Origin of the sequence: Streptomyces olivaceus (assembly GCF_000721235.1) — a bacterium.
GTDB lineage: Bacteria > Actinomycetota > Actinomycetes > Streptomycetales > Streptomycetaceae > Streptomyces > Streptomyces olivaceus.
The window spans coordinates 22690-39048 of record NZ_JOFH01000024.1 but is presented as its reverse complement, the minus strand read 5'-3'; the positions used below and the strand labels follow the sequence as shown (position 1 = coordinate 39048).

Here is a 16359-nt window from a genome sequence, read left to right as displayed (position 1 = left end):
ACGCTTACTGTCCTCCCGGCTGACGCCACGGTTCGGACACCGAGCGGAGCGTGGCCGCCGTGGCGACGGCCGCGGTGACCGCTTCGTGCCCCTTGTCCTCGTTGGAGCCCTCCAGGCCGGCCCGGTCCAGGGCCTGCTCCTCGGTGTCGCAGGTGAGGACGCCGAAGCCGACGGGGACGCCGGTCTCGACGGAGACCTGCACCAGGCCCTGGGTGACGCCCTGGCACACGTAGTCGAAGTGGGGGGTGCCGCCGCGGATGACGACGCCGAGGGCGACGACCGCGTCGTAGCCGCGGCCCGCGAGGACCTTCGCGACCACCGGCAGCTCGAAGCTGCCGGGGACGCGGAGCAGGGTGGGCTCGTCGATGCCCAGGTCGTGCAGGGCGCGCAGGGCGCCGTTGACCAGTCCGTCCATCACCTTGTCGTGCCACTGCGCCGCGACGACGGCGACCCGCAGGTCCCCGACGTCGCGTACGGACAGTTCCGGTGCACCCTTGCCGCTCACGTGTACGTGTCTCCTCGCCTTGCTTGCTTACTGGTTGCCGCAGGTGGACACGGGCGTCGTGTCCAGCCAGGGCAGGTCGTGTCCCATCCGGTCCCGCTTGGTGCGCAGGTAGCGGAGGTTGTGCTCGCCGGCCTGGACGGGCATGGGCTCGCGGCCGGTGACCTCGATGCCGTGCCGTTCGAGGGCGTCGCTCTTGTCGGGGTTGTTGGTCATCAGACGCACGGTGCGTACCCCGAGGTCCTGGAGGATCTGGGCCCCGGCGCCGTAGTCCCGCGCGTCGGCGGGCAGGCCGAGTTCGAGGTTGGCGTCGAGGGTGTCGCGGCCGCGCTCCTGGAGTTCGTAGGCGCGCAGTTTGGACATCAGGCCGATGCCGCGTCCCTCGTGGCCGCGCAGGTAGACGACCACGCCCCGGCCCTCGGCCCGGACACGGTCCAGGGAGGCGTCCAACTGGGGCCCGCAGTCGCAGCGCTGGGAGCCGAAGACGTCGCCGGTGAGGCACTCGGAGTGGATGCGGACCACGACGTCCCTGCCGTCGCCGAGGTCACCGCGTACGAGGGCGACGTGCTCGACGCCGTCGACGGTGGAGCGGTAGCCGTACGCCGTGAACTCGCCGTGCCGGGTGGGCAGGTGGACCTCGGCCTCGCGGCGGACGGTGGGCTCCTCGCTGCGGCGGTAGGCGATCAGGTCCTCGATGGAGATGATCGTCAGGCCGTGCTTGCGGGCGAACGGGATCAGCTCGGGCAGCCGCAGCATGCGCCCGTCCTCGCCGGCGATCTCCACGATGGCTCCGGCCGGGCGCAGCCCCGCGAGGCGGGCGAGGTCGACGGCGGCCTCGGTGTGGCCGTCGCGGACGAGTACGCCGCCGGCGCGGGCGCGCAGCGGGAAGATGTGGCCGGGGCGGACCAGGTCGGCGGGTTCGGCGATGCCGCTCGCCAGGAGCCGGAGGGTGGCGGAGCGGTCGGCGGCGGAGATGCCGGTGCTGACGCCGTGCTCGGCGGTGGCGTCCACGGAGACGGTGAAGGCGGTCTTCATCGACTCGGTGTTGTCGTCGACCATCTGCGGGAGCCGGAGCCGGTCCAGTTCCCCGCCCTCCATGGGGGCGCAGATCAGTCCGCGGCACTCGCTCATCATGAAGGCGACGATCTCCTCGGTCGCCTTCTCGGCGGCGACGACGAGGTCGCCCTCGTTCTCGCGGCTCTCGTCGTCGACGACGACGACGGGGCGGCCGGCGGCGATGTCGGCGACGGCCTTCTCGACGGGGTCCAGGGACAGGTCCTCCGGGCCGTCGGGGCTGTACAGGACGGGTGCCGTGCTCATGCGGGCGCTCCTTCCGGGAGGGGCGGGGCGGCGTTGCGGGAGCGCAGCCACCAGTCGCGCAGGCCCCACAGGACGAGCGCGCCGTAGACGACGTAGACGAAGCCGGAGAAGGCGAAGCCGTTGGCGAAGTTCAGCGGGACGCCGACGAGGTCGACGAGGAGCCAGGCGAACCAGAACTCGACCATGCCGCGCGCCTGGGCGTACATGGCGACGACGGTGCCGACGAAGATGTACGCGTCCGGCCAGGGGTCCCAGGACAGGGTGGGGAAGGCGGAGAACAGGCCACCGACGGCGAGGGTGCCGACCGCGGCGGCGACGGCGAGGGCGGCGCGTTCGCGCCAGGTGGCGAAGCGGACGGCGATGGAGCCGTCCTGGCTCTGCTGCCGGCCGCGGTTCCACTGCCAGAAGCCCCAGGCGGCGACGGTCATGACGACGATCTGCTTGCCCGCGCTGCCGGAGAGGTGGGCGGTGGCGAAGGCCGCGAAGAGCACGAGCCCGGAGACGAACTGCACGGGCCAGGTCCAGATCGAGCGCCGCCAGCCGAGGGCGAGGCCGAGCAGCCCGATCACGTTGCCGGTCATGTCCGACCACTTGATGTGCTGGCCGAAGACCGTGAACGCCTCGGAGTTGAGCCAGTTCACCTGGTGCCCCCCTGGGCGGTGAGCAGCCGCTCGACGTACTTGGCGACGACGTCGACCTCGAGGTTGACCGGGTCGCCGGGCTGTTTGAGGCCGAGCGTGGTCAGGGCGAGGGTGGTGGGGATGAGGCTGACGGTGAAGAAGTCGGGTCCGGCGTCGACGACGGTGAGACTGATGCCGTCGACGGTGATGGAGCCCTTCTCCACGACGTAGCGGGCGAGGCCGGCGGGCAGGGAGATCTTCACGAGCTCCCAGTGCTCGGAGGGCGTGCGCTCCAGGATCTCGCCGGTGCCGTCGACGTGGCCCTGCACGATGTGTCCGCCGAGCCGGGCGCCGACGGCGGTGGGACGCTCCAGGTTGACGCGGGAGCCGGTGGTGAGGGCGCCGAGGCTGGAGCGGTTCAGCGTCTCGGCCATGACGTCGGCCGTGAACTCGTCGCCCTCGTGGTCGACGACGGTGAGGCAGACGCCGTTGACGGCGATGGAGTCGCCGTGCCGGGCTCCTTCGGTGACCACGGGGCCGCGCAGGCGGAAGCGACAGGCGTCGTCGAGGGTCTCGACAGCGGTGATCTCGCCCAGCTCTTCGACGATTCCGGTGAACACTTCCCGGGTCCTCCTGCCTCTTCGGGCACGGACTCCGGGGCTGTCGAGAGCGACAGGGACCGCGAGCGGGAACACCGGGAACGACGCCGGACGGGGCACGCCCTCGACGGGCGGGCCCAGAGGTCGGCGGCGCGCACGCATGCTCGCCCGCCGCGCACTGCCTCCCATCCGGACTTTAACCGTCGGTCCAGGAATTTCACCTGGTCAACCGGCCGCTGGAAGCGACCGGGTCGCGGACTGTAACCGCCGGTTCGGACTTTCACCGACCCCGGAGTGCGCTGCTTCTGGTACACGCCCAGTCTGCCACGCCCGCCCAGCGTCCATGCCGGCGCGGTGTGTGGGGTGGCTCACAGGAGGTTCGCGTACCGTCCCGCTCTGGCAGGGTGCCGTCATGACCGCCTCCACCGCACCGGACGCCGACGAGTTCGAACGGCACCGTCCCCGGCTCTTCGGACTGGCCTACCGCATGCTGGGCTCCGCCGACGAGGCCGAGGACGCGGTCCAGGACGCCTACCTGCGTTTCACCGGAGCCGACCGGGCGGGCATCGATCACCCGGCGGCGTGGCTGGCGAAGGTCGTCACCAACCTCTGCCTCACCCGGCTCACCTCCGCCCGCGCCCGCCGCGAGAGCTACGTCGGCACCTGGCTGCCGGAGCCCGTCCTCACCTCGGACGGCACGCTGGGCCCGCTGGAGTCGGCCGAGCAGCGCGACGCCGTCTCCACGGCACTTCTCGTACTGCTGGAGCGGCTGACACCGACCGAGCGGGCGGTCTACGTCCTGCGGGAGGCGTTCGCGTACGGGCACCGTGAGATCGCCGGCGTCCTGGGGCTGGGCGAGGCCAACTGCCGCCAGCTGTACCGGCGGGCGGTGCGCCGGCTCGGTGAGCCCGAGTCCCGGTTCGAGGCGGGACCGGAACGCCGGGAGAGGCTGATCTCCTCGTTCCTCACCGCCGCCAGGGACGGCGATCTGGCCGGTCTGGAGAAGCTGCTCGCGGAGGACGTGACCTGGTGGAGCGACGGCGGGGGCAGGGTCAGTGCGGCCCGGCGGCCCGTCGAGGGCCGGGACAAGGTCCTGCGCTTCCTGGCGGGCGGGATGCGGGGCTTCGCGGCGGACTGGGACTTCTCCGTGGCCGAGGTCAACGGCGCGCCCGCGCTGGTCGCACGGGTGGGTGACGTGCTCGTCGCCGTGGTGTCCTTCGCGTTCCGCGACGGGCTGGTCGGCGATCTGCACACCGTGGTGAACCCCGACAAACTGGTTTTCGTACGCCGTCAGCTCGCACGGCCGTGAAAACGCCGTGCGGCCGTGAAGCCCGTACGGCCGCCGGAACCGTGCGGCCGGGAGAACCGTCCCCCGCGCGGTGTCACATTTCGCGGGGCCGCGCGGTCCCAGCTGACGGCAGGGCACTCCGACCGGGAGCTCCCGCGTCCGACAGGGGCTGAACAGCATGACCACCTTCCTGGTGACCGGCGGCACCGGCACGCTCGGCCGGCTCGTCGCCGAACGGCTGCGCGAGGGCGGGCACGAGGTGCGGGTGCTCAGCCGGCGCAGCCGGCCGTACGCCGTCGACCTGCGGGAGGGCGGCGGCGCCCTGGACACGGCGCTCGACGGCGTCGACACGGTCGTGCACTGCGCGACCACGCCGCGCGGGGGCGACGAGCGGGCGGCCACGAACCTCGTCGCGGCGGCACGGCGGGCCGGGGTGGCCCACCTGGTCTACATCTCGATCGTGGGCGTCGACCGGGTGCCGCTCGGCTACTACCGGAGCAAGCTCGCCGTCGAGCGGCTGGTGGAGCACTCGGGTCTGGGCTGGACCGTACTGCGGGCGACGCAGTTCCACGATCTGGTCGTGCAGGTGCTCCGGGCGCTGACCAGGCCGCCGGTGGCGGTGCTGCCGGCGCACGCCGAGGACCAGCCGGTCGAGGTCGCGGAGGTCGCGGACCGGCTCGCCGGACTGGCGGTCGGGGCGCCCGCCGGACGGGTGGCGGACGTGGGCGGGCCCGAGGTGCGCACGTTCGAGTCGCTGGCCCGCGCCTATCTGGAGGCGACCGGACGCCGACGTCGGGTGGTGAGGGTGCCCCTGGCGGGGAAGACTTACCGGGCGTTCCGCGCGGGCGGGCATCTCGCGCCCGGGCGGGCGGTCGGCACACGGACGTTCGAGGAGTACCTGGCGGAGCGGTTCGGCGGCGGACAGGGCGGGCGGCGCGGATGAACGCACGAGTGTGGCTGCGGACGGGGCTGGGCCTGCTCGCCGGTACGCAGGTGGTACTGGGGCTGTGGATCCTGCTGCTGCCGGAGTGGTTCTGGAAGTGGCCCTGGGTGTCGCACCTGCCGCCCTACAACGAGCACCTGCTCCAGGACTTCGGCGGGGCGAGCCTCGCGCTCGCCGTGGTGCTGTGCGCGGCGGTGGCGGCGATGGAGCGGCGGCTGGTACTGACGGCGCTGGTCGCCTACCTGGTCGGCTCCGTGGTGCATTGCCTCTTCCACGCCCGGCACCTGGAGCCCCTGTCGGCGGCGAGCGCAGCGGGGTTCATGGCCCTGCTCGGAGCGGCGGTGCTGCTCCCGGCGGTACTGGTGTGGCTGGCGGCGGACGGGGCGGCGTTCCGGGAGCCGAGCCGCCCGGCCGGGCGGCGTCCTCCGCCCTGACCGGGCCCGCCGGAGCCGCGGTCGCCCCCGCGTCGAGAACGGCGCCGGCCTCGCCGTCCGGGGCCCGCGGAGCGCCCTGGTGCCCTCGCCGCGGCACCGACAGGACCGCCGGCGGGCCCGCGCGGCGCCTGCTCCGCACCGGCCGCGTCCCGCGCGTGTCCCGCCCGCCGAAGCTCCGCGGGCTACCGCTCGGGCGGGGAGAAGAGTTCGTCCTGGGCGCGGTCGCGGGCGGTCAGGAGCGCCCCGCGGAGTACCGCCCCGCCGCCCAGGGCGCTCGCGCGGACCTCGGTGGCCAGGGGGGACATGCGGGCGAGGCGGTGCTGGACGCGGCCGGCGAGGACGTCGCCGCCCGCCCGGCCGATCTCCCCGGCGAGCACCAGGCAGCCGGGGTCGAGCACGGAGACGACGGCGGCGGCGCCGAGGACGACGCGGTCGGCGAGCGCGTCGAGGAACCGTTCGGCGGCCGGGGCGCTCCCGCGTACCGCCTCCCGGACGAGCGCGGCGGCGTACGGTTCGGGGCCGTCGAGCGGCGCCGTGACTCCGTGTTCCGCGGCGAGGGCGGTCACCGCTCCCGCGCCGGCCACGGAGTGGAAGCCGCCGGCGCAGTCGGTGGCCGACGGCAGGCCCGCGGTGCCCGGCACCGGCAGGAAGCCGATCTCCCCCGCGCCGCCGGAGACGCCCCGGCGCAGGGTGCCGTCGAGGACGACGGCGGCGCCGATGCCGAGGCCGAGCCACAGCAGGACGAAGGTGTCCCGGTCCCGGGCCGCCCCGTCGCGCTGCTCGGCCAGGGCGGCGAGGTTCGTCTCGTTCTCGACGCCGACCCGGGCGTCGGGGAACGTGTCCTGGAGGGCGGTGATCAGCCGGCGGTGCCACTCGGGCAGGCCGCTGGAGTCGCGCAGCTCGCCGCCGGCCGGGTCGATCAGGCCGGGCGCGCCGATGCCGACGGTGTGCAGCCGGTCGGCGCCGGCCTCCTTCGCCGCGCGCTCGACCAGGTCCACCGCCTGTTCCACCGCGGGTCCGGTGCCGTTGTCGTCGTCGATCGGCACGGAGCCCTCGGCGAGGACCCGGCCGAGCAGGTCGGAGACCAGCACCGCGACGCCCTCGGTGCGGACGTCGAGGGCGGCGAGGTACGCGCGTTCGGCGACGATGCCGTACAGCTTGGCGTTCGGTCCGCGGCGCTGCTCGCCGGACTCCCCCGTCACCCGGATCAGCCCGGAGACGGTGAGGCGTTCGACCAGGTCGGCGACGGTGGGCCGGGAGAGGCCGGTCAGCGCCTTCAGCCGGCCGGCCGTCAACGGGCCCTCCTGCTGGAGCAGATGCAGGGCGAGCCGGTCGTTGATGGCCCGGGCTGTGCTCGGGGATGCGGGCATGCCGGGATCCTTCCAGATCGGCGGCGCGGCGGCCCGTGCCGGTCGGCCCCGGGTGGCTCGCGCCAGTAATCCACTATCTATCAGGAAGGCTCCCTGATAGTTTACGCGACGCGTCGGGACAGTCACGGAACGGCGACGGCGCGGAGCAGGGCGCCGGAGGGGTGGAGCGTGAGCACAAGGGGTGGAACATGAGCACAGTGGCCTACGGGCAGCGCGAGGTGCGGCGCGCCCGGTACGCCGTGGCGGCCGTGTTCGCCGTGCACGGCGCCGTCACCGGCTCCTTCGCGACCCGGGTGCCGTGGATCCAGGAGCACGCGGGGGTGAGCGCGGGCCAGTTGGGCCTCGCGCTCGCCTTCCCGGCACTGGGCGCGTCCGTCGCCATGCCGCTGGCCGGGCGCGTCAGCCACCGCTTCGGCGCCCGCACCGCCCTGCGCGGCCTGCTGGCCCTGTGGACGCTGGCACTGGTCCTGCCCTCCCTCGCCCCGAACCTGCTCACCCTGTGCCTCGCCCTGTTCGTCTACGGCGCCTCGGCCGGCGTCTCGGACGTGGCCATGAACGCGCTCGGCGTGGAGACGGAGAACCGTCTCGACAAGTCGATCATGTCCGGGCTGCACGGCATGTGGAGCACGGGCGCGCTGATCGGCTCGGCGGCCGGCACGCTCGCCGCCCATCTGGGCACGGACGCCCGGACGCACCACGCCCTGGCCGCGGCGGTGCTGACGGTCGTGGGCCTGGTCGCCTGCACCTGGGTCCTGGACCTGCAGCCCGCCGAGGACGAGGATCCGCCGCCGCGGTTCGCGCTGCCGCCGAAGTCGGCGGTGCTGATCGGGGCGGTCGGCTTCTGCGCAGTCTTCGCGGAGGGCGCGAGCCTGGACTGGTCGGCGGTCTATCTGCGGGACGAACTGGAGACGTCGGCCGGTCTCGCGGCGGCCTGCACGACGGGCTTCACGCTGACCATGGCGGTGGCCCGGCTCGTCGGCGACAAGGTGGTGGACCGGTTCGGCGCGGTGCGCGCGGTCCGGGTGAGCGGCGTGCTGGCCACCCTCGGCGGTCTGCTCGTCGTCGGCGGCGGCCATCCGGCGGTGGCGATGACCGGCTTCGCCCTGATCGGCCTCGGCATCGCGGTGGTCGTCCCGCTCTGCTTCGCGGCGGCCGGCCGCGCCGGCTCCAACCCGAGCCTGGCCATCGCGGGCGTCGCCACCATCACGTACACCTCGGGCCTGGTGGCGCCGAGCGCGATCGGCGGCCTGGCCCAGGCGACCAGCCTGGTGGTCTCCTTCGGCCTGGTGACGGTGCTGGCCGCCTGCCTGGTGGTGTTCGCGCGGGTACTGCGCGCCGGGGACCGCAACCGCCCGAAGATCGGTCCGCGGGCCGCGGAGGTGCCCGAGCGGCAGCGCTGAAGTTCCCGCTCCGCGACGCGGGGGCACCGTCCGCCGGGCGAAGCCGTCCTCGGACCCGGAAGCCCGGCCGCCGGGACCACGCCCGGCCCTGCCCAGACTTCGGGCGTCGCCGCCCGTACGGGCGGCCCGGACTCGGGCCGCCCCGGCACACGGGCGACGAGGCGGCGGCAGCCGGGCCCGGTCACTGGCGGTGTCCGCCGATCCCCTCGTCGTCCGCGTCGTGCCAGACCAGGTAGCCGTCCGCTATGTACACGACCTCGTCGCGTGCGAACCCCGGTGCGGCCTCCGGTTCCGGGCGGCCGGAGCCGGCCATGTCGTCCAGGTCCATCTGCAGCCGGTCGACGTCGTTGACCAGCCTGAGCAGGTGAAGTGTCGTTCCCCCGTTGGTCCGCAGCGAGTTCAGACACATGCGCATGATGTCGAGGGCGTGACGCATCTCCGTGAGCTGCGCGTTCGTCATGGCTTCCTCCGTCCAGTGCGGTGCGGTGGTGGTCCCCTGCGCGGCCAGGACTAGGGCCTGTCTGACGATTCCCGTCTGCCTCGCGACGCCATGCACGCACTCTCGCCGCACCGGGCGCCGACCACGTACAACCAGTACGCCGGCCGACGCCCGGCACGCCGAGAGCACGCACCCGACGCCGCGAGGCCGCCCTTCGGGCGACGACGGGAATGGTCAGACAGGCCCTAGGCGGCAGCCCGGAGACCGTCCTACGAAGTGCGGTACTCGGTCAGTTCGCGCCAGCCCTCCGCGCTCAGCGCGTGAGGGGGTGCTCCCGAGCCGGCCAGGCGCCGCCACAGCGGCGGGTGGACCAGCAGACAGGCACTGATCGCCCCCAGGAGCAGGGCTCCGGCCGGATCGCTGCGGAGCGGGAGCAGTTCCTCCTCGCTTCCCTCGTACCACCCCTTCCCGGCCGCGGCCCGGACCAGTTCCCCGAGGATCGCCGACCGCCCCCGGCCCACCTCCGCGTGCCGCAGCACGGCCATGAGCAGCATGTGGGTGCGGACTCCCGCGCGTGCGGGCGGGGGCGGCCCGACGGCCTCGCCCCTCGACAGGGCGAGCCAGCGGGGCACCAGGTCGACCCCGGCGAGCTGGGCGTTGACGGGTTCCACGAGCCGTGGGTTGACGTCGATGTAGTGGACCGTGCCCAGCGACTCGTCCAGGATCCCGTCCATGGACAGCGGGCCGTGCCACTCCAGGGCGGCGCCCAATTCGGCCAGGTGCCGGGTCGCCTCGGGCAGCGCCAGCGACTCCTTCGCGGAGGCGCTGCCCTGCGCCCCCTCCCGGCTGCGCACGGACACATGGGCACCGGCCAGTGCGCCCCGGTCGAACAGCGACTGGGCCATGACGAGCGGTCCGCGCAGGGCCTTCTGGACCAGGATCTCGCCGCCGCGGTCGAAGGTCTCCCGCACCTCGGGCCGGGCCGCGGCCTCGGCCAGCTCGGCAGGGCCGGTCGCGCGCCACACTCCCCGGCTCGAGGTCGACACCGGCAGCTTGACGTAGGCGGGCAGCCGGTCGGCCTGGGCGAGCAGGGCCTTCTCGTCGGCCACCAGCGCGGTGTCCGGCTGGGGCAGTCCGAGGGTGCGGAAGAGCCTGACGGTCTCGGCCTTGTCCTGAACCCGGCGCACGGAGTCGAAGGCCGGAACCGCCAGTCCGGCCCCGAGTGCGCCGAACTCCTCACGGTGCCGCGCGAGCGCCACCAACTGCTCGTGCGTGGGCAGCACGACGTCGTACTCGTACTCCGTCAGAACCCGGCGCAGGGCGGCCAGGTAGCGTTCCGGGCCGGCGGAGAAGCGCGGGCCGCGGTGGCGGCGCGCCACCCACCGGGACCGTGCGGTGAGGCTCGGACCACCGCTGTCCATGACACCGACCTCGTGCCCCTGGCGCCCGAGCACCGTCAGTATCTCGCGGGCCGAGGCGCTGGACGCCTCGGTGAGCAGGACCCGGCAGCGCGGGGTGCGGTACTCGCCGTCAGCCATGGGCTGTCTTCCTCTCCTTGAGGGAACCGCCGGCGCCGCGGCCCTTGACACCGAGCACGAGTGTGACGCCGCCCGCGACGAAGAACACCAGGATGGAGAGCCACGCCAGGCGGTAGCTCCCCGACACCTGCAGGACGATCCCGAAGGCCGATGTGCCGAGGAAGGCCAGGCACCGGTTGACCATCTCGAAGATGCCGATGAACTCGGCGGTCTGGTCCTTCGGTACGAGCCTGATGAACACCGACCGCGACAGCGCGTAGGTGCCGCCCACCACCAGTCCGGCGCCGACGCACAGCGTCAGGAAGGCGAAGAACGCCTCGTCGGGGACGAGCGCCCCCGTGACCACCGTGAGCGTCCACGCCACCAGCAGCCCCTGGAGCACCCTGCGCCCCCCGTACCGCTCGGCCAGACGTCCGGCGACGAGCGCACCCGCGAACGCGACGAACTGGACCGCGAGGATGGCGATGACCAGGCTGTCCTGGGAAATGCCGATCTCCTCCACCGCGTATGTTCCCACGAGCGAGGTCACGGCCTGCATACCGTTGTTGTAGAGCAGGAAAGCCAGCAGGAACCAGCCGGCCCCGGGCAGTTTCCATAATCGGCGGACGGCGATGAAGAGCGTGCGGTACACGCCACTCGTCGCCGCCCGCGACTCGGCGGCCGGAGGAGTTCCGTAGCCCCGCATCATCCGAATCGACACCACGGAGAGAATCAGCCACCACAATCCGGTGACGAGCAGAATGAGTCGTACGGCCTGGCTTTCCGTCAGGCCGACCGCGTCGTGGTTGGCGTACAACGCGAGATCCAGCACCAGCACGACACCGCACGCCAGGAATCCGGCCGCCGACCCCTCGGTGGACATGCGGTCCTGCCGCCCGGGCGAGGCGAGAACGGGGATGTAGGTGTTGGCGATCATGATGGAGGCGCCCAGGGCCATGATCGACACCACGTACAGCACGCCCCCGAGGAGGTAGTCCGTGGGGCCGATGGCGAACATGCCGATGCCCGCGCACGAGCCGCCCGTCGCGAAGAGCGCCAGCAGCCGGCCGCGGTCGTACCGTTCGGAGAACGCCGCGGCCGCGGGCAGCAGGAACGCCTGGAGCAGGACGGACAGCGCGGCGACGTACGGATAGAAGGATCCGGCCAGCACCGGGATGCCCAGCGGGTGGACGTACCCGGAGGCGTCGGCCGCGTTCTCGCTGACATCCGTGATGTACGGCCCGAAGAAGATCGAAGTGACCGAGGTGGCGAAGACCGAGGTCGCACAGTCGTAGCCGTACCAGCCCAGTCGACCGCGCCGTGTCGCACGCCAGCGCACCTCCTCCTGGGTCCTGGGCGCCGCCGGGGATTCCGCCCGGCCGGCCATTACGGGCACCCCGCGGTATGCGCCGCGGGCACGATATGAATAACGTACGAGGCAGGAGTCACGAAACACCTCCGCGGTGTGGGGGGACAGATCTTTTCTTACCGTAGGGCAAGATCGGATCTGCCTTCCATGGCACCCGCCCCCGATTACTGGTGGGGTTTTCCCCAGGTCCATATGCGAATTATCGGACAGCGGTCCGGGGATTTCGGGGCGAGGTGCGACGGTATGCGACCAGAAAACATCGAAGGAGTCGTCCTTTTCAGCCACGCAGGGGCATCACCATCATCTTGAGGAGTTCCTGCGACCAGTCGTTTATGAAGAAATGTCCACCGGGGAACATGCGCGTCCGGAAAGGTCCTCGCGTGAGGTCCTCCCAGGCCAGCAGCTCCGTCCGGCCGGCCCGCGGATCCCGGTGGCCGCCGAAGACGGTCAAGGGGGTGTCCAGGGGCGGCTGCGGCCCGTACCGGTACGTCTCGTTGACCGACAGGTCCGCGCGCAGCAGCGGCAGGAGCAGTTCCATGAGCTCCCGTTCCCGCAGGACCGCCTCCGGGGTACCGCCCATGCCCGCCACCTCACCGATCAGCTCTTCGGCCGGCAGGTCGCGCAGGGGCCGCAGGACGTCCGGCAGTTGGGGCGCCGCCCGGCCGGAGACGAACAGGTGGACGGGGGGCGTGGCTCCCGTCCGCCGGATCTCCCGCGCCAGTTCGAAGGCGACCAGGGCTCCCATGCTGTGTCCGTAGAGCGCGTACGTCCCGGTGAACTGCTCGCTCAGCGCGCTCGCAAGGTGTGCGACGAGCGGGCCGCAACGGTCGTACGGCGCCTCCCGGAACCGTTCGGCCCTGCCCGGCGGCTGTACCGGGCACACCGTGACGTCCTGCGGGACGAGGGTGCGCCAGGGCGCGTACGCCGCCGCGCTCGCGCCGGCACTGGGAAAGCAGAACAACCGGGGGACGGTGGTCGGCGGCTCACCGAACGGCAGGCACAGCCCGGCCGCGTTCCCGGCCGCGCTTCCGTCGGCGGTGCCGCCCGGCACGGGCTGCTTGACGCCTTCACTCATCGCGTCTCGACCGTGAGATAGTCCGGGGGTGGCTGGATCTGCCGCAGATCGGACTCGAGAACCAGCCGGTTGCCGTCGCGTTCCGCCTCCCTGAATCCGGCGAAGGCGTAGGTCACGTACATGACCCGGTTGCGGCCGGTCTCCACGAAGTCCGCCCGGAGCACGGCTCCGTCCTCCCGGGCCAGCGACATCACGTGGTTGAGCAGTACCGTTCCCACGCCCCGGGCCAGTACCCGGCACGACATCAGGAGCATCCGCAGGTGCCAGGCGGGCCGGCCGCGCTCGACCAGCGCGAGTCCGATCTTGCCGTAGGTCCCGTAGCGGTCCGTCAGCCCCGCCACCAGGAGCACGTGGTCGGGCGACTGCCGCAGGGCGTCCAGTTCCTCGTACGAGTAGGTCCGTCCGGTGGAGTTGAGCTGATTGGTCCGGACGGTGAGTTCCTCGGCGCGCTGCAGGTCCTCCCGTTCGGCGGGGGCGATGGTGAAGTGCATGCCGAGTGTGGCGAGGAACTCCTCGTTGGTGCCGGTGTAGTCCTCCTCCAGCCGGTCGCGCAGGGCCGCGCTGCGGTACATGTCGCGGCGTATCCGGGACTCGTCGGTGACGAATCTCGGCTGGAACTCCGGTGCGCTCAGCGCCTGTCCGAGTTCGGCGACGTCCACGGTGAGGACCGCGGGCAGCATGTGCTCCACCTCGGCGCGCTCGAACGGCTGGTCGTCGACGAAGGCGACGGCGTCGAGCCCGATGTTGACGGCCTTGGCGATCGCCTCGATCGAACTCGACTTCGGGTTCCAGTTGATCTGCGGATAGAGGAAGTACTCCGCGAGCCCTTCGGACTCCAGCCGCTCCATGGCCGCGTCGTGGTCGTTGCGGCTGGCGACGGAGTGCAGGACGCCGAGGTCGTCGAGCCTCTTGATCTCGGCCACGACCTCCGGCCGGACGGACACCCGGCCCTCCTCGAGCAGGACTCCGTCCCACAGGGTGTTGTCCAGGTCCCAGACCACGCATTTGATCCGGCCCTGCCGGGGTTTGGTGCCGATCGTGCTTCCGATGGTCTCGCCGGGGCTCATGCTGCCACCTCCCGGTACGCCTCTGACGCGATGGTGAGCTGCTGGAGTTCGGTACTGCCTTCGATGATCTCGGCGACCTTGGAGTCCCGGTACATCCTGGCGACGGGATACTCGGCGCTGAAGCCGTTCGCGCCGTGGATCTGCACCGCGTCGCTCGCGGCGGCGGTGGCCGCCGTGGACGCCTGGTACTTGGCCACCCAGGTGGCCATGATCGTCGCCGGGTCGTCGGCGTCCTTCAGCCGGCCCGCCTCGGCGCACAGCAGCCGGGCGGCCCGGCTGCCGACGACCATGTCCGTCACCTTGCGGCGGATCAGCTGCAGTTCGGACAGCCTGCCGTCCCGGACGGAGCGCCGCGACGTGTAGTCGACGCAGGCGTCCAGGCACGCCTGGATGATCCCGACGCAGCCGCAGGCCACGCTGTAGCGGCCCAGGTCCAGGGCTCCGGTCATCACCGTGCCGGCCGCCCAGCCCGGAGGGCCGATCAGGGCGTCCGGGCCGAGCCGGACATCACGCAGCTCGATGCCGGCGAGCATGCTCGCCCTGGTGCCCATGACCCCGGTGAGTGGAGTGATCTCCACGCCGGGGGCGTCGGCCGGCACGAGGAAGGCGCTCATCCCCTTCTCCGTGCGGCAGAACACGAGGAGCAGGCCGGCGACCTGGCCGGCGGTCATCCACTTCTTCTCGCCGTTGACGACCCAGCCGGACGCGGTGCGTTCGGCGAGCGTCCCCGAGGCCGAGGCGTCGCTGCCGCTGTCCGGCTCCGTCAGGCAGAAGGCCCCGAGCAGGTCACCCGCGGCCAGGCGGGGCAGCCAGCGCTGCCGCTGTCCGTCGGTGCCCCAGCGGTGGACCGTCCAGGCCACCATGGTGTGTACGGTCAGGAGGCTGCGGACGGACGAACACCCCCGTCCGATCTCCTCGTGGATGCGTCCCAGCGTGGCCCACGCCATGTCCGAACCGCCCGCGTCGGCGGGGAGGAAGGGGGCCCACAGCCCCTCCTCCCCCAGGCGGGTCAGGAGCTTCGGCGGCAGCCGCTCGTCGCGGTCCCACTCCTCGGCGTACGGAACGATGTCGGACGCCACGAAGCCGCGGACGGAGCCGATCACGTCGTCCGGTGTCCCCGCGGTGCCGCCGCGGGTCTCGGTGAAGGAAACGGTCATGGTGTCCCCCTGGTCATCCGGCCGACAGGCGGGCGCTGTCCGTCAGCCCGCCCACCAGGTCGGCCATGGCGTCGAGGGTGCGGAAGCTGTCGAGCCGCAGCTGCTCGTTGGGCACCCGGACGCCGAACGTCTTCTCCACGAACATGACGAGTTCCATCGCGAAGAGCGAGTTGACGAATCCCAGGGCGAAGATGTCCTCGTCGTCGGCGAGGGAGATCTGGGGGAACTTGGCGGAGATGAACTCACGTATGGGCTTGCGAATGTCGTCGGACATGGTCGGACACTCCTCGGTTGGCGGGAACGGAGTCAGTTGACGGGAACGGAGCGGACCGCGCCGCCGCCCGCGGCCGGGGCGGTCCGCTCGGTGGCCGACGGGCCGTAGGGGTAGAAGCCCTCACCCGACTTGCGGCCGTGCAGGCCGGCGTCGGTCATGTGCTTGAGCAGCGGGCAGGGGCGGTACTTGCTGTCTGCGAAGTGCTCGTGGAGCACCTCGATGCTGTACAGGATGGTGTCGACGCCGATGAGGTCGGCGGTCTCCAGAGGCCCCATCGGGTGGCCGAAGCAACTGCGGAAGACCTCGTCGACCGTCTTCGCGTCGGCCACTCCCTCGTGCACCAGGTAGGCGGCCTCGTTGACGGTCAGCATCAGCACCCGGTTGGAGACGAAGCCGCACGCGTCGTTGACGTCGATGGCCTTCTTCCCCATGGAGCCCAGGAGTTCGCGCACCGTCTCCAGCGCTTCGGGAGAGGTGTGGTGGCCGGGGATCAGCTCCACGGCGGGCTTCATCGGCACCGGGTTCATGAAGTGCACCCCCACGAACTGCCTGGGGCGGCGCGTGAGGGACGCCAGCCGGGTGATGGGGATCGCGGAGGTGTTGGCGACGAAGACCGCGTCCGGCCGGACCACGGCGTCCAGTTCCAGGTACAGGGCACGCTTGAGCTGCCAGTTCTCGGTGATGTTCTCGATCACTACTTCGGCGTCCTCCAGCAGGAGGAGATCGGTGTCGGCCCGGATCCGGCCGAGGACCTCCTCCGCGTCGATCTCGGGCCCGCCCAGCAGCCGGCTCATCCGGCAGTTGGTCTCGATGCCGCTCAGCGCCTGCTTGATCGCGTCGCTGTCACGGTCGACCAGCGCCACCGTGTGACCGGAGTGGGCCAGGTTCTGTGCCACACCGGCGCCCATGACTCCGGCACCGACGACTCCTACATGTGTCATCGAGCTGCTCCTTGTCCGTTGTCCGGTCCTCCCGCGCTGCGGCG

General features: G+C 72.1%; 17 protein-coding genes and 1 riboswitch. Of the genes, 4 read left to right on the top strand and 13 right to left on the bottom strand.

From position 1 onward, the window contains the following. Window positions 1-4: 4 nt before the first annotated feature. From ribH to IG94_RS0125505, 4 genes are read right to left on the bottom strand one after another with little or no spacing between them, the layout of a single operon-like run. Complete coding sequence (gene ribH, locus IG94_RS0125520) at window positions 5-505, bottom strand: 6,7-dimethyl-8-ribityllumazine synthase (RefSeq protein WP_031041642.1); 501 nt, start codon at window positions 503-505, stop codon at window positions 5-7. A 27-nt stretch (window positions 506-532) separates the two neighbouring features. Continuing rightward, window positions 533-1822, bottom strand: coding sequence for a bifunctional 3,4-dihydroxy-2-butanone-4-phosphate synthase/GTP cyclohydrolase II (locus tag IG94_RS0125515; RefSeq protein ID WP_031041640.1), 1290 nt, complete (start codon window positions 1820-1822; stop codon window positions 533-535). Next, entirely contained in the window at window positions 1819-2463 is a 645-nt protein-coding gene (locus tag IG94_RS0125510) for a nicotinamide mononucleotide transporter family protein (protein ID WP_031041638.1), read from the bottom strand. Before IG94_RS0125510 ends, IG94_RS0125515 begins: the two co-directional genes overlap by 4 nt. Further along, a complete protein-coding gene (locus tag IG94_RS0125505; RefSeq protein ID WP_031041635.1) occupies window positions 2460-3062 on the bottom strand; it encodes a riboflavin synthase in 603 nt (200 codons plus the stop codon). Before IG94_RS0125505 ends, IG94_RS0125510 begins: the two co-directional genes overlap by 4 nt. Window positions 3063-3212: 150 nt before the next feature. After that, window positions 3213-3343, bottom strand: a riboswitch (FMN riboswitch). Window positions 3344-3453: 110 nt separating this feature from the next. On the opposite strand from IG94_RS0125505, the gene IG94_RS0125500 reads away from it, so the two are divergent. The 3 genes from IG94_RS0125500 to IG94_RS0125490 all read left to right on the top strand — a co-directional run bounded on the left by IG94_RS0125500 (window position 3454) and on the right by IG94_RS0125490 (window position 5706). After that, on the top strand, window positions 3454-4350 hold the full coding sequence (locus tag IG94_RS0125500; RefSeq protein WP_031041632.1) for an RNA polymerase sigma-70 factor: 897 nt from the start codon (window positions 3454-3456) through the stop codon (window positions 4348-4350). A 157-nt stretch (window positions 4351-4507) separates the two neighbouring features. Further along, window positions 4508-5272 carry an SDR family oxidoreductase gene (locus tag IG94_RS0125495; RefSeq protein WP_031041630.1) on the top strand — a complete coding sequence of 255 codons (765 nt, stop codon included), beginning with the start codon at window positions 4508-4510 and terminating at the stop codon, window positions 5270-5272. Then, entirely contained in the window at window positions 5269-5706 is a 438-nt protein-coding gene (locus tag IG94_RS0125490) for a hypothetical protein (protein ID WP_224326283.1), read from the top strand. The genes IG94_RS0125495 and IG94_RS0125490 overlap by 4 nt, the downstream gene beginning before the upstream one ends. Window positions 5707-5888: 182 nt before the next feature. Here the strand turns inward: IG94_RS0125490 and IG94_RS0125485 are convergent, their stop codons facing one another. Further along, on the bottom strand, window positions 5889-7076 hold the full coding sequence (locus IG94_RS0125485) for an ROK family transcriptional regulator (protein ID WP_031041625.1): 1188 nt from the start codon (window positions 7074-7076) through the stop codon (window positions 5889-5891). A gap of 188 nt (window positions 7077-7264) precedes the next feature. Between IG94_RS0125485 and IG94_RS0125480 the strand changes: the two genes are divergently transcribed. After that, the gene (locus IG94_RS0125480) at window positions 7265-8476 is read left to right on the top strand and encodes an MFS transporter (protein ID WP_031041622.1); all 1212 of its coding nucleotides are present in this window, start codon (window positions 7265-7267) and stop codon (window positions 8474-8476) included. A gap of 181 nt (window positions 8477-8657) precedes the next feature. Here the strand turns inward: IG94_RS0125480 and IG94_RS0125475 are convergent, their stop codons facing one another. The 8 genes from IG94_RS0125475 to IG94_RS0125440 form a co-directional block, all read right to left on the bottom strand. Then, window positions 8658-8936: a hypothetical protein gene (locus IG94_RS0125475; RefSeq protein WP_031041618.1), complete on the bottom strand. Its 279-nt coding sequence runs from the start codon at window positions 8934-8936 to the stop codon at window positions 8658-8660. 248 nt (window positions 8937-9184) lie between these two features. Continuing rightward, a complete protein-coding gene (locus IG94_RS0125470) occupies window positions 9185-10453 on the bottom strand; it encodes an ATP-grasp domain-containing protein (protein WP_031041615.1) in 1269 nt (422 codons plus the stop codon). Further along, entirely contained in the window at window positions 10446-11819 is a 1374-nt protein-coding gene (locus IG94_RS0125465) for an MFS transporter (RefSeq protein WP_078892418.1), read from the bottom strand. Before IG94_RS0125465 ends, IG94_RS0125470 begins: the two co-directional genes overlap by 8 nt. Before the next feature lie 259 nt (window positions 11820-12078). Further along, window positions 12079-12876, bottom strand: a complete 798-nt coding sequence (locus IG94_RS0125460) for a thioesterase II family protein (protein WP_078536071.1) — start codon at window positions 12874-12876, stop codon at window positions 12079-12081. Then, window positions 12873-13943 carry an HAD-IIIC family phosphatase gene (locus IG94_RS0125455; protein ID WP_031041605.1) on the bottom strand — a complete coding sequence of 357 codons (1071 nt, stop codon included), beginning with the start codon at window positions 13941-13943 and terminating at the stop codon, window positions 12873-12875. Before IG94_RS0125455 ends, IG94_RS0125460 begins: the two co-directional genes overlap by 4 nt. Beyond that, entirely contained in the window at window positions 13940-15100 is a 1161-nt protein-coding gene (locus tag IG94_RS0125450) for an acyl-CoA dehydrogenase family protein (protein WP_031041602.1), read from the bottom strand. The genes IG94_RS0125455 and IG94_RS0125450 overlap by 4 nt, the downstream gene beginning before the upstream one ends. A 13-nt stretch (window positions 15101-15113) precedes the next feature. Continuing rightward, window positions 15114-15374 carry a phosphopantetheine-binding protein gene (locus IG94_RS0125445; protein WP_031041599.1) on the bottom strand — a complete coding sequence of 87 codons (261 nt, stop codon included), beginning with the start codon at window positions 15372-15374 and terminating at the stop codon, window positions 15114-15116. A 32-nt stretch (window positions 15375-15406) separates the two neighbouring features. Continuing rightward, entirely contained in the window at window positions 15407-16315 is a 909-nt protein-coding gene (locus tag IG94_RS0125440; protein ID WP_051159889.1) for a 3-hydroxyacyl-CoA dehydrogenase family protein, read from the bottom strand. Window positions 16316-16359 lie beyond the last annotated feature (44 nt).